Annotated in this window: 12 protein-coding genes; 8 read left to right on the plus strand and 4 right to left on the minus strand. The window is 62.8% G+C overall.

Features of this window, described 5'->3' with window-relative positions; translation table 11 throughout:
• The first annotated feature begins 38 nt into the window (after window positions 1–38).
• Complete coding sequence (locus MHX66_RS04710; RefSeq protein ID WP_255717188.1) at window positions 39–749, plus strand: TetR/AcrR family transcriptional regulator; 711 nt, start codon at window positions 39–41, stop codon at window positions 747–749.
• Between the two features lie 34 nt (window positions 750–783).
• Here the strand turns inward: MHX66_RS04710 and MHX66_RS04715 are convergent, their stop codons facing one another.
• Window positions 784–1593: a histidine phosphatase family protein gene (locus MHX66_RS04715; RefSeq protein ID WP_239200659.1), complete on the minus strand. Its 810-nt coding sequence runs from the start codon at window positions 1591–1593 to the stop codon at window positions 784–786.
• A 179-nt stretch (window positions 1594–1772) separates the two neighbouring features.
• Here MHX66_RS04715 and MHX66_RS04720 point away from each other — a divergent pair, with 179 nt between their 5' ends.
• From MHX66_RS04720 to MHX66_RS04730, 3 genes are read left to right on the plus strand one after another with little or no spacing between them, the layout of a single operon-like run.
• Window positions 1773–2624, plus strand: a complete 852-nt coding sequence (locus tag MHX66_RS04720; RefSeq protein ID WP_239200661.1) for an SDR family oxidoreductase — start codon at window positions 1773–1775, stop codon at window positions 2622–2624.
• A 41-nt stretch (window positions 2625–2665) separates the two neighbouring features.
• Window positions 2666–3919, plus strand: coding sequence for an acyl-CoA dehydrogenase family protein (locus MHX66_RS04725; RefSeq protein ID WP_239200663.1), 1254 nt, complete (start codon window positions 2666–2668; stop codon window positions 3917–3919).
• Window positions 3909–5003 (plus strand): phosphotransferase family protein, encoded by a 1095-nt coding sequence (locus MHX66_RS04730; RefSeq protein WP_239200665.1) that lies wholly within the window; start codon window positions 3909–3911, stop codon window positions 5001–5003. The genes MHX66_RS04725 and MHX66_RS04730 overlap by 11 nt, the downstream gene beginning before the upstream one ends.
• A 13-nt stretch (window positions 5004–5016) precedes the next feature.
• On the opposite strand, the gene MHX66_RS04735 is transcribed toward MHX66_RS04730, so the two are convergent.
• Window positions 5017–5448, minus strand: a complete 432-nt coding sequence (locus MHX66_RS04735; protein WP_005296999.1) for a pyridoxamine 5'-phosphate oxidase family protein — start codon at window positions 5446–5448, stop codon at window positions 5017–5019.
• Between the two features lie 212 nt (window positions 5449–5660).
• On the opposite strand from MHX66_RS04735, the gene nrdI reads away from it, so the two are divergent.
• Window positions 5661–6104: a class Ib ribonucleoside-diphosphate reductase assembly flavoprotein NrdI gene (gene nrdI / locus MHX66_RS04740; protein ID WP_239200667.1), complete on the plus strand. Its 444-nt coding sequence runs from the start codon at window positions 5661–5663 to the stop codon at window positions 6102–6104.
• 58 nt (window positions 6105–6162) lie between these two features.
• Entirely contained in the window at window positions 6163–7179 is a 1017-nt protein-coding gene (gene nrdF / locus MHX66_RS04745) for a class 1b ribonucleoside-diphosphate reductase subunit beta (protein WP_239200676.1), read from the plus strand.
• 5 nt (window positions 7180–7184) lie between these two features.
• Here the strand turns inward: nrdF and MHX66_RS04750 are convergent, their stop codons facing one another.
• A complete protein-coding gene (locus tag MHX66_RS04750; protein ID WP_239200678.1) occupies window positions 7185–8807 on the minus strand; it encodes an AMP-binding protein in 1623 nt (540 codons plus the stop codon).
• A 154-nt stretch (window positions 8808–8961) separates the two neighbouring features.
• On the opposite strand from MHX66_RS04750, the gene MHX66_RS04755 reads away from it, so the two are divergent.
• Window positions 8962–10764: a choline/carnitine O-acyltransferase gene (locus tag MHX66_RS04755; RefSeq protein ID WP_239200680.1), complete on the plus strand. Its 1803-nt coding sequence runs from the start codon at window positions 8962–8964 to the stop codon at window positions 10762–10764.
• Here the strand turns inward: MHX66_RS04755 and MHX66_RS04760 are convergent.
• On the minus strand, window positions 10742–12031 hold the full coding sequence (locus MHX66_RS04760) for an adenylosuccinate synthase (protein ID WP_239200690.1): 1290 nt from the start codon (window positions 12029–12031) through the stop codon (window positions 10742–10744). The genes MHX66_RS04755 and MHX66_RS04760 overlap by 23 nt on opposite strands.
• A gap of 198 nt (window positions 12032–12229) precedes the next feature.
• On the opposite strand from MHX66_RS04760, the gene MHX66_RS04765 reads away from it, so the two are divergent.
• Window positions 12230–13114 carry a hypothetical protein gene (locus MHX66_RS04765; protein WP_239200709.1) on the plus strand — a complete coding sequence of 295 codons (885 nt, stop codon included), beginning with the start codon at window positions 12230–12232 and terminating at the stop codon, window positions 13112–13114.
• The last annotated feature ends 31 nt before the right edge of the window (window positions 13115–13145 follow it).

A 13145-nucleotide genomic window follows, 5' to 3' on the forward strand; every position in this document is an offset into this window, starting at 1 on the left:
TTTAGTTAATAGGGTTTAAGTCTTATACAATGAAGCCTATGGCCCACGACAATGGAAGCTCGCTAGAAGCTTCAAATAATTACCCACGTGGCACCGCAGCTACTCACTCAAAAGAATCACTCTCTCCAAAAGCTGCGGCCCGTCGCGCAGATATCCTAGATGCCGCCCGCAAGGTGTTCACCACCGATGGTTACCACCACACTAAGCTGACGAAGATTGCGGAGGTGGCCGGCTGTTCTGTCGGCACCCTATACACGTATTTCGAGGACCGCCAGGACCTCCTCATGAACGTGCTAGCCAGCGTCGAGGAAGATCTGAACCCCACGCTCGACGATAGCTTGCTAAGTATTGATGACGCCCGCGCTACGGTGATCCACAGCAACCGTGAGTTCGTGCGCTTCTACGCGAACAACGCAGGGGCTATGAACCTGGTTGCGCAATCTTCCCAGTTCAGCCCGGAACTCGCGGATCGACAGATGCAGATCGCTAAGCAGATGGTTGGCCGCAACCGCCGGATGCTGGAGGCGATGATTGCTAAAAGCATGATTCCGCCGCTGGAGGATGTGGAGTACACCGCTGCCGCTATTGCTGCGATGTTCACCCGCTTCTGCCATGCCACTTTTATTCAGGGCTTCTACGAGGTCACCGATGAAAACCGTGACGAGATTGTGGAGCGCACGATCAAGACTCTGAGCCTCATGACTTTCCGCATGGTCGGCATGGAGGACACGAAGCCCGGGGAGCTCTAAGGCAAACCCGGAAGCCCCTTAGGCGGAGCCATCTTTAGCGGTAGCGGCGCAACGGGCGGCCGCCCGATGCATCCGGAGTGTCCAGGTGCGCGTGTTCGTTGAAGCTCAGCAGCTGAGCCTTACCCGCACTCCGGACACTAAACACGCTCACTGAAGCAGTGAAGATGTTGTTGATCAGCCGCGTCCAGTCGGCGCCGATGAGCTCAGCCGCGCACATGGAGATCGGCCCGCCAGAGGTAACCACCACGACTGGTTGATCGCCTGCGGCAAGCGAGGTGGCGTCCAAAAAACCTTGCCTGACCTGCGCGGCGAAAGAGTCGAATGCAGGGGTGGAGCGCCACTCGCGCAGGGCGGCGTCGATGGCACGGCCGAGCAAACGGTTGTGCTCCTTCATTCCCCCGGGGGTATCGCACGCGGCTTCGTAGGCTCGGCGGATCTCCGCAAGCTTGTCCGGGTGCGCGCGGAAGTAGGGGGCCAGCACGTCGTCGGAGCTAAACTCGCGCCACTGCTCCACGGTGCGAATGTCCTGCGGTTCCAGACCCGCGGCCTCCAGCTCCGCACGAACACCTTCGGCCGTGCTGAGCTGCCGACCGAGCGGTCCGGACAAAACCACTGGCCGCGCTGCCCCCTCGCCCGTGGCGCTCTCCCGCGCTGCACTCCCGCGAGCACCCCGGCCTGCCCCACCAATGCGCGCGGCCAAGCTGCGCCCGGTCGCCGCGGCCTGCTCGTGCCCGAGGGGTGTCAGGCGGTCGTAGGTTTCCTCCATGGCGCCGTCTGCGACATCGCTGGTGTGCAGGCCCCCAGAGTTCGCCTGCCCATGGCGAACCAGGTACAAAATCCCCATTTTCTAGAACTCCAAACTTTTCTAAGCCTCAGGCCAGTCTCCCTCACTTACACCCGAATTTCTTTAGTTTTGCGATCCTTCAGTTTTGCAGCCCGCCACCTGCTTATGATGCGAGTCACAACTCAATCCCAACATCCCTACTCAAATCCCGTACCCAACACCTGCTAAGGACCCCTTGAATGAGTAAATACGACTACGCCGGGCTGACCGCCATCGTCACCGGCGGCACCCGAGGCATCGGGCACGCCACCGCACTACAGCTCGCAGCCAGTGGCGCGAACGTGGTCATCACCGGCCGCAAGCCAGAGACCGTCGTCCCTGCCGCCGAGGAACTGCAGGCAGCCGCCCGAGAGCAAAACCCGGACGCGGGTCGCGTGATCGGCATCGCCGCCCACGTTGCGGACCCGGAGGCAGCGAAGAAGGCCTGCACCCAAGCGGTCGAGGAATTCGGTCGTCTAGATGTACTCATCAACAACGCGGGCACGAACCCCGCCTTCGGCCCCGTGCACAAGCAGTCCGCGGAAATCATGACGAAGGTTTTCCAGATCAACACCATCGGGCCAGTCATCTGGACCAGTGCCGCCATCGCGGCAGGCCTCGGTAAGGCTGCCGGCACTGACACCGCTGACCGCGGCCCCGCCGGCGCGGTCGTGAACGTCTCCAGCATCGGTGCCCTGTCCATGGAGGACTACATCGGCGTGTACAACGCCTCCAAGGCTGCCCTGCTGCACCTGACCAAGCAGATGGCCCGCGAACTGGCGCCACGCATCCGCGTAAACAGCATCTCCCCCGGCGTGGTCCGCACCAAGCTCTCGGAGGCGCTGTGGAAGGAGAACGAAGACTCCACCTCCACCCTGATCCCCGCTGGCCGCATCGGCGAGCCAGAGGACATCGCCGATGCCATCGCCTTCCTGGCGGCACCCACCAGCTCCTGGCTCACCGGTGAGAACCTCGTGGTCGACGGCGGAATGCTCGTGGGCAACAAAACCATTGACGTGACTGCCCCCCGGAAATACCAGCGCTCAGGATAAGCCCTCTGACGGACAATCTGGCGTCGAAAGGTAAGAAAACAGTGGACTTCCAGCACAGCGAACGGTCCTTGGAATACCAAGGCAAGCTCACCGAATTCATGGACGAGTGCATCTACCCAGCCGAAGCCGTGTACGAGCAGCAGATGCGCGAATCCGGCGACCCGCACCACTTCCCCGCCATCCTCGACGAGCTGAAGGCCGAGGCGAAGAAGCGCGGCCTGTGGAACCTCTTCCACCCTCACCTCGGAGCTGGAGGCACTGGTGGCGCTGACGGCACAGGTGCCGACAGCAACCGCCCCGGCCTGACCAATGCCGAATACGCGCCCCTGGCGGAGATCATGGGCCGGTCCATGCACCTGGCCCCCGAGGCCTGCAACTGCAACGCACCTGATACCGGCAACATGGAGGTCTTCGAGCTCTACGGCACCGACGAGCACCGGGAAAAGTACTTAGAGCCCCTGCTCAGCGGCGAAATCCGCTCGGCGTTTGCCATGACGGAGCCGGGCGTGGCTTCCAGCGATGCCACCAACGTGCGCATGAGCATGGAGCGCACCGACGGCGGCTACGTGCTCAACGGCCGCAAGTGGTTCACCTCCAACGGCATGCACCCGCACCTGAAGGTGATGATCGTGATGGGCAAGACCAGCCCGGATGCGGAGGTCCACCGCCAGCAGTCCATGCTCGCCGTCCCCGCGGACGCGCCTGGTGTGACGATCGTTCGCAACCTGCCGGTGTTCGGCTACCACGACCGCGAAGGCCACGCGGAGGTCCACTTCAAGGATGTCTTCGTGCCGGATAAGGACATCCTCGGCGGCGAGGGCATGGGCTTTAAGATCTCCCAGGATCGCCTGGGGCCGGGCCGCATCCACCACTGCATGCGCGCCATCGGAATGGCCGAGCGCGCCCTGGAGCTCATGTGCACCCGCGCCATGTCCCGCACCGCTTTCGGCAAGCCTTTGGCCAACCGCGACAACATCCGCGACCAGATCGCCCAGGCTCGCATCGACATCGAGCAAGCTCGCCTGCTGACCATGAAGGCCGCCTGGATGATGGACACGGTGGGTAACAAGGCCGCCCGCCAGGAGATCGCCGCCATCAAGGTGGCCGCCCCAGCGATGGCGCTGCGGATCGTTGACCAGGCTATTCAGGTGCACGGCGGGGAGGGCGTCACCGACGACACTCCCCTGGCCGCCATGTGGGCGGGCCTGCGCACCCTGCGCTTGGCCGACGGCCCGGATGAGGTGCACCGCATGACCATCGCCCGAGCAGAATTGAGGAAGTATCGTGACAACTAACTCTGGTCGTTCCGGCGCCGCGGGCGCCCCTAGCCCTTTTTCTGACGCCCACCTGGCCAGCTGGCTGCACGACGTAGCCGGACTGGAAGGCGGCGCGGACGGAATCTCCCTGCAGCGCATCGGCGCGGGGCAATCGAACCTGACGTACCTAGCCACGGATTCCCAGGGCAAGCGCGTGGTTGTGCGCCGTCCACCCCTGGGCACGCTGACCGCCAGCGCCCACGACGTTGTCCGCGAGGGCAAGATCATGGCAGCCCTGGAGAATACGGATGTGCCGGTGCCGAAGATCTTCGGCAGCTCGATGGACTGGGAGGAAAACCACGAAGAGCAGGTAGCCGACGTGCCGGTGATCGCCATGTCCGCCATCGACGGGGTGACCGTCAACTCCATGAAGGTTGCGGACAGCATCACGCCCGAGGTGCGCGGCAAGATCGCCGACGGGCTGATCGACTCGATGGCGGCGATCCACAGCGTGGATCTGAAGTCGGTTGGTTTGGACGACTTGGCGTCCCACAAGCCCTACGCCCCACGGCAGCTACGGCGCTGGACGGGCCAGTGGGATAAGACAAAAACCCGCGAGCTGCCGGCGCTAGACGAACTGACGCAGCTGCTGGTGGCGAAGATCCCGGAGCAGGACGAGACCGTGCTCGTCCACGGCGACCTGCACATCGGCAACATCATTGCGGACCCGGATACCGGGAAGATCAACGCGGTGGTGGATTGGGAGCTGACGACGCTCGGCGACCCGCTGTCGGACATCGGCTCCCTGATGGCGTATTGGCCGGTGAAGAACGGCCTGCAACTGCCTGGCTTCGAGGCCGCACTGGCTGACGGCTTCCCCAGCCCGGAGGCACTGGCGGAACGCTACCTGCAGAAGGCAGGGAAAGATTCCGACCGCGACCGCCAGGCGCTGGCCTACTGGCACGTGCTGGGGCTGTGGAAGGTCGCCATCATCGTGGAGGGCGTGGTGCGCCGTGTGATGAATAACCCCTCCAACCAGGCCATTTCCGGCGCCCCAACGCAGGAGATGGTGGAGTGGATCGTTAACCAGGCGGAGGTTACGGCCCGCGAATACGGGCTGTAGCCGCAACACTCCCCTAGTCCACCATCAGGGACTCATCATCGCTGGCCAACAACCGGCCAGCATTCTTGCCGAGCATGAGGGTGTAGATCTGCTCAATGTGGATCAGCACCGCCATCTTCGGTGGGTTGTGCCCCTTTTCCTCGGCGAACTTCACCGCCGCGTCCCACACCGGCCCTTCGTGGAACAGTTCTGCTGGACCGATAAACCGGTACCCGTCTAGCTCTGCCCAATCCACGACCGCCACAGCGGCCTTTGAACCGGCCCGCAGGTTTTCCAGGTGTTGCCGGCCGGTGTTTTCGTTATAGATCAACGTTTCGTCATCCCACACGCGCAAGCTGCGTTTCGGACCAATGTCCGGCAGTAGCGTTTCACCATCGGTGACAGTTGCCAGGTAGGGCAGCTGTGCATCGATCATGTCTTTCATTTCTTGGGTTAGCTTCGCCACGAGCTCTTTCCTTTCTTCTCTCTGGCGTATTCCGCGCTACGCAGCCGCGTGCGCGGTGTGAACTTGGATACATCAGGCACCCTACACAAAAGTTCAATACATTGTTGTTGTAAAGTTCGGGTCATTGAACTTTTGGAAGCTAGTTTCATGGATATTCACCCCAATGACCAACCAGCCCCGACTAGCAACAAGCTGTAAAGGACCTCTCCCCAATGCAACAGACCACGGTCACGCAGCCACGCATTGTCTACTTCTCCTCTACCTCCGAAAACACCCGCCGATTCGTCGACAAGCTGGACATTCCCGCCCGCCGCATCCCCCTGCGGCGTAAGGAACCGGAGCTCATCGTCGACGAGCCCTATGTGCTCATCACCCCGACTTATGGCGGAGGCGACCCGCGGAAAGCGGTGCCCAGGCAAGTCATCACCTTCCTCAACAATCCACATAACCGCTCTCTCATCAGGGGTGTGATCACCAGCGGAAACAGGAACTTCAGCACAGCCTACTGCTGCGCCGGACCAACCATCGCCGCCAAGTGCCGAGTACCGGAGCTCTATCGCTTTGAGTTGCTCGGCACGGCCCGCGATGTTGCCCGCGTTCGGGAAGGCATCCGGGAGTTCTGGGATCGGACTGGCGGAGAGATGTGGCGTCCATAAGACAGAGCAATAAGACACAAGCAAAAAGACACGATCGAGAAGAATCAGAAAGGAAACAATGAGCTACCTCACGCGCTCCCAAACCCCACCCCAATGGCCGCACAACCCCGCCCGGCCACTGCGGCCGGTGAATTGGAACCGGCTGGACGACCAGAAGGACCTGGAGATCTGGCAGCGGCTGACCAGCAACTTCTGGCTGCCGGAGAAAGTACCGCTGTCCAACGACCTGCCCACCTGGAACGCACTGACGGACGCAGAACGCGAGCTGACCACCAAGGTATTCACCGGGCTCACGCTGCTGGATACCGTGCAGGCGACCGTTGGCGAGATCAGCCAGATCCCGGATGCCCGCACCGAACACGAACAAGCGGTCTACGCAAACATCGCCTTTATGCAGGCCGTTCACGCGCGCAGCTACAGCAGTGTATTCAGCACAATGTGCAGCAGCGAGGAAATCAACGCCGCGTACACCTGGGCCATCGGCAACCCAGCCCTGCAGCGCCGAGCGACGGCAGTGATGCAGCACTACTACGGGGACGACCCACTCAAGCGGAAGGTCGCCGCCACGCTGCTGTCCTCCCTGCTGCTGTACGCCGGGTTCTACCTACCGCTGTGGTTTAGCTGCCGTGGCACGCTGATGAATACAGCCGACATGATCCGGCTGATCCTGCGGGACAAGGCCGTCCACGGGTACTACTCGGGATACAAATTCCAGCGAGGGCTGGAGGCCCACCCGGAGCGCTCGGCGGAACTCGAGGAGTTCACGTTCGCGCTAGTGGAGGAACTTCTGGAGCTGGAGAAGGAGTATTCCGGAGACCTGTACGGCGGGACCCTACCCGAAGAGAAATCGCTGATCGACGGCGTGATGGCCTTCGTGCACTACAACGCGGATAAGGCGCTGATGAATCTGGGGTATCCACCGCAATACGAAGAAGAAGCGGCAAAAACGGAGCCGGAGATCATCGCCGCCCTGGCGCCGGATTCCAACGAAACACACGACTTCTTTAGCGGCTCCGGATCCTCCTACGTGATCGGGCGGGCGGAATCAACGGAGGAGGATGACTGGGATTTCTAGCGCCGCTAGACCTTAGCCGCCACGGGCACGTTCTTCAGATCCTTGCGCAGGATCTTGCCCGTGCTGGACTTCGGGATCGCGTCGATGAACTCGACCATGCGGATCTTCTTGTACGGAGTCACGCGCTCGGCAACCCACTCCATGAGCGCCTCTGCGCTCACGGCCGGGTCGTTCGGGTCCACTCCCTGCTGCAGCACCAGGAATGCACGCGGCAGCTCTTCGCCGTCCGATTCGCGCAGGTAACCGACCACGGCTGCGTCGGCGATGGCCTCGTGGGTCATCAACAGCGCTTCCAGCTCGGCCGGGGCGACCTGGTAGCCCTTGTACTTGATCAGTTCCTTCATGCGGTCGACCACGTAGGCGTTGCCCAGGTGGTCTAGGTTCGCGATGTCGCCGGTGCGCAGCCATCCGTCAGGAGTGATGGTGTTGGCGGTGGCTTCCTCGTTGTTGAGGTAACCGAGCATGACCTGCGGGCCGCGCACCCACATTTCACCTTCGGAGGAACGCTCGCCCTCGTTCGCAGGCGGGTGGATCTCCTCGAGGTCTTCTGTCGTGATGTCCACGATCTTCACCTCCGTGTTGGAGACCGGCAGGCCGATGGAATCCAGTGGCGTAACTCCGACGTCGCTCACGCTGGTGACGGGGCTGGTTTCCGTCATGCCGAAGCCCTGCAGGATGCGCACGCCCAGGCGGTTAGCTACGGCGTCTGCGAGTTGTGCGTCCAGAGCCGCCGCGCCGGAAAGAACCGTCTCCAGGGTGCCGATGTCGAACTTGTCCACCAGCGGGTGCTTGGCCAGCGCCACGGCGATCGGCGGGGCGATGAAGGTAAACGTGATGCTGTGCTTCTGGTGCGCTGCCAGGAACTTCTCCAGGTCGAAGCTGGGCATGGTCACCACGTGGGCGCGCATGTACAGGCAGGAGTTCAGTAGGACGTTCATGCCGTAGATGTGGAAGAACGGCAGCACGCACATCACCACGGAGTCGCGGTCCAGGCCGTTGGGACCGAGCCGCACGCCGATCTGCAGGATGTTCGCCACGAGGTTGCGGTGGCTCAGACGCACGCCCTTCGGCACACCCGTGGTGCCCGACGAGTACGGCAGCACCGCCACGTGAGTCGCCGGGTCGATACTAACCTCCGGCGCGGGTCGACCCTCCCCCACCAGCGCCTTTAAGCCGGTTGCTTCGTCGGTGAGGTCGATGATGTTGCCCGGGTCGATCCCTGCCTCTTCTGCACCTTGGACGCCCGCTTCTCCCAGCAGCTTGGTCGTCAGTACAAACGTCGCACCTGAGTCCTTAAGCTGTTTTGCCACGTCGTGAGCGTTCAGCAGTGACCCCAAGGTAGTGACAGTTGCCCCGGCGCGGAGAATTCCATGGAAGGCGACCGCGAAGGCGAGGCTGTTCGGGCAGTGCAGCCCGACGACTACGCCTGGCTTAACTCCGCGGTCGGCCAGTGCGCCCGCGAAGGCGTCAATAAGAGCCTTGAGTTCCCCGTACGTAGTTTGCGATCCCGTGGCGTCGTCTGTGATGGCGATGCGGCCGAGGTCTTCTTCCGCGATGTTGCCGAAAAGTACGTCGTAGATTGTGCTGTTCGGGATGTCGATTTCCTGCTGTGGGCTCTGGATCGGCATGGTTTCACTCCTCGTAACCGGGACTGCGTTTGAAAATTTAAGACAAACCTTAAGCGAGTGACGTGCATCACGTTGCCGAACAAGTATTTTCCTTTTAAAAATATTCGGATCTTTCCGGCGTTCACCCCCGTAGCTCCTCAGTAGACTCGAGGTCATGCAGGACAATCGTGCCCACCTCAAGCCCCTCCCCGTACCACCGCTAGATGCCACGCTGCCCGCGCTCCGCCATGCGGTCTCTGCCGTCGCGGATGCCGATATGCTGGCCGCCACGGAGCGAGCCATCGAGGACTTCCAAGCCAACCAGGGCCCCGCCCTGCAGTCCGCTCTGGAGGCCTTCGCCGCCGACTGCGACGCCACGAACAGCAGCTGGCTGGCAGACCGTTGGCTCCGCGATTACCTGACCGTTCGCACGCCGCTACAGACCACCTCCAACGTGGGCTTCCAGATCAACCTGCGCACGGAATCTACTGGGTTGGATCGTGCCGTGGACATCCTGCGCGCCCTGGCGCTGGTGCACCTGAAGCAGGCAGATGGTTCGATGCCAGAGGAGATCGACGGCCGCGGCAATCCGCTGGACGCCAACCAATGGCGCTGCTTCAACGGTGCGCTGCGCATCCCCCGCCCGGACTGCGACGAAGTCACCTTCAGCGAGCTCGGCACCGCATCCCGCAGCATCGGCGTGATCGTGGATGGCCACGTGTTCGACCTGCGTATCACGGACGAGCAGAGTCGCCTGGCTACTCGGGAGCAGCTGCGCGCCACCCTGGAGGCGCTGCACACTGGTTCTACGGCCGCCAGCACCGGCGAGACTGCCGCGCCCGCCCTGGACGCTCGCCTTTCCTACCTCGGCTCGAAGGAACTGGCCGAGCTCCCGCTCCCCGCAGAAACACAAACCACCCTGCGCGATCAACTTTTCGCACTGCACCTAATTGACGATGCGCAGGCCACCGAGGCCGACCTGCTGCGCGACCTCACCTTCGCCCCCGGCCACGCCTGGGTGTACAAGCCGCTGACGTATGAGATCAACCTGGCCAGCGACTTTGCGGCCATGCACGTGGAGCATTCGACGGTCGATGGAGCCACGCTCGTGGAGGCGGTGCGTCGGGTGCAGGAGGCTGTGGATAATGACGCCCCTACGGCCCCAAGCGCCGACGCGGATACCAGCTCAACCGATGCCGCCCCGCTGGAGCTATCCCCGGTTGCACCTGCCGAAGGTGCCAACGCTGCGCCTGCCGCACCCACCGCACCAGCCGCCTCCATTCCCACCGGCGACGAATACGCCGTAGAAATCATCGAGGTGCCGAAGCTGTCGAAGGAGGAGCTGCCTTTCAAGTTCAGTGCCGATGCGATGAGCCAGCTGATTCTATCCATCGCTCAGCAGCTGACCTTCGGCCGCATCCGCGCGGTGTACGAGGCCGTGGATATGCGCGAGTACAAGGCCGGCCGCACGGAATGCCTGCGTGCCGTCACCCCAGAGGCCGTGGCCTTCGCCAAGCAGCTCGTCGCCGGCGAGCCGACCGTCGAGACCCTGCAGGCCACCCTAAATGCGCACCGCAACTGGGTGATTGGCTGCAAGACTGGCCGTGGCATCGACCGCCACCTGTGGGCGCTATCTTTCACATCGGAGAAGCAGTCCGGCGCTCCGCTGGCGCTGCTGACGGATCCGGGCGTCCAAGTCGCCCGCACGGACTTCCTGTCCACCACGTCGATCGGCAGCGACGCGCACATCATCCGCTACGTTTTCGCCCCCACCATCCCCAATGGTTTCGGCGTGAACTACACGCCGAAGGCCACCAGCATCGAGTACTGCCTGACCTTCAACCGCGACAAGGCGGAGCAGCCGGAGCAGTTCCAGGCCAACCTCACCCGCGCAGCGGAGCTGCTGGCCGACTTCCTGCGCACGCTCTATCGCAGCGGTAAACTAGCGCAGTGCCCTAGCTCTCCGCGACGTCGTTGATGACGATCGTCTGGTCGCGGCCCGGGCCCACGCCGATGTAGGAGATCCGGCAGCCGGACAGCTCCTCGAGGCGCTTGACGTAATCCTGCGCCTTCTCAGGCAGCTCCTCGAAGGTCTTGCAATCGGTGATGTCCTCGTCCCACGCGGGCATGGTCTCGTAGATCGGAGTGGCGTGGTGGAACTCGGTCTGCGTCATCGGCATCTCGTCGTGGCGCACACCATCCACGTCGTAGGCCACGCAGATCGGGATCTCACCGATGCCGGTCAGCACGTCCAGCTTCGTCAGGAAGTAGTCGGTGAAGCCATTCACGCGGGAGGCGTAGCGGGCGATCACGGAGTCGTACCAGCCGCAGCGGCGCTTGCGCCCGGTGTTCACACCAACTTCGCCGCCGGTGATCTGCAGGAACTCGCCCCACTTGTCGAACAGCTCCGTCGGGAACGGACCGGCACCCACGCGGGTGGTGTAGGCCTTGATGATACCCAACGATGCGGTAATGCGCGTCGGCCCAATGCCCGTGCCCACGCACGCGCCGCCGGTGGTGGGGTTAGAGGAGGTCACGAAGGGATACGTGCCGTGGTCCACGTCCAGCATCGTGGCTTGGCCGCCCTCCATCAACACAGACTTACCGGCGTCAAGAGCTTGGTTCAGCTCCGTCGTCGCATCGATCAGCATCGGCTTGAGGCGATCGGCGTAGGAGAGGAAGTATTCCACAACCTCGTCCACGTCCACGGCGCGGCGATTGTAGATCTTCACGAGGATCTGGTTCTTCTGGTCCAGTGCGGATTCGATCTTCTGGCGCAGGATGGATTCGTCCAGCAGGTCCTGGGCACGGATGCCCACGCGGGAGACCTTGTCTGCGTAGGTCGGGCCGATTCCGCGGCCGGTGGTGCCGATGGCGCGCTTGCCCAGGAAGCGCTCGGCCACGCGGTCGATGGCCACGTGGTAGGGCGCCACCAGCTGCGCGTTGGCGGAAACGCGCAGGCGGGAGGCGTTTGCGCCGCGAGCTTCCAGCCCGTCGATCTCCTCGAACAGCGCCTCCAGGTTCACCACGCAGCCGTTGCCGATGATGGGCGTGGCGTTCTCGGAAAGCACACCCGCGGGAAGCAGCTTGAGCTCGTACTTTTCGCCGCCGACGACGACGGTGTGGCCGGCGTTGTTGCCGCCGTTGGGCTTGACTACGTAGTCGACCTTCCCACCCAGAATGTCGGTAGCTTTGCCCTTACCTTCGTCGCCCCACTGGGCGCCTACGACGATGATCGCTGCCATGGAAACTAAAACACGTCCTCTGCGTTGGTACTTCTGTACTCATGGGTGTAGCCCCGCTCCAAGCATCTGCTGCATCTACTGTGGCTTCAGTAGCTTCGTCTGCCTGATAGAGATCGAGTAGAGATCGGGCGGGGCGCCTAGACGTTTCTCCATTCTAGTACCTCGTCGGTGCTTGTGGCACAGCTATGGTGGGTTTCTATGTTGTTTATGTTGCGTTGCGATGTTCCCGCCAGCGATCGGCTGCGCGATCCCGTGTTGCCGGGCGAGACCGTGGAGTGCCTCGATCTGTCCGCCGTGCCGAAGCGCAAGGAGCTGCGCTTCTTGGATGATCTGGAGCGGTTCGTGGTGGGTTCCACCCCGTCTTTGGAGGAGATGATGCAGCGCCCCGATGCTCCCCACTTGGGCGCCCCGCAGCCGGATCCGCACGAGGTCAGCGAGCGTGTGCGCGTGATCGTGCAGGGTAGCGATGCTGCCCTGGCCGCCGTGGTTTCCAAGTTGATGCGCATTGATGCACTGTGGGTCGAGGTCGGTTTTATCCCTTCTGGCTCTTCGACGGTTGCTCTTTCGTGGGGTCTGGACGCCACCTTCTCCCCCGCCCAGCACCTCACCTTCGCGCTGGCTTCCCCGGCTGTGCCGACTCCGGTGATCCGCGACGACCACGGCGTGGTGACGTTGGGTGCGGCGGAGGTCACTGGGCCGGTTAGCGCGGCTGGCAAGGCTGGCTCGGCAGGCGAGTCCGAGGAGGCGGCGGAGATGATCGGCGAGGTGATCGTCGATTCCGAGGTCCTGTACGAGCAGAACAAGGCCGGTACCAGTGATTGCAACAATGGCGTGCGATTGGTTCCAACGCCGGATGCTCCGGGGTTGGCTGCGGTGCAGCGTCCGCCGTTGCCCCGTAAAGGTTGGTTTGGGCGCATAAAGAAGCCCCGCAGTACCGTCTCTCCGACGGTGCTGCGGGGGCGGGCCTTACAGGCCGGTGGGGTGGATCTGGCGGTCACCCGTGATGGGATGCGCCATCCCCGCCCGCTGAAGTCGGTGACGTTTTACCGCCACCTGCGGGATGGGCAGTTCGTGCGCAATTAAGCTCGCCCGCAGTTAGCGGACGTAGCCGTGG

Origin of the sequence: Corynebacterium sp. ACRPH, from assembly GCF_022347285.1 — a bacterium.
Classification (GTDB): Bacteria; Actinomycetota; Actinomycetes; order Mycobacteriales; family Mycobacteriaceae; genus Corynebacterium.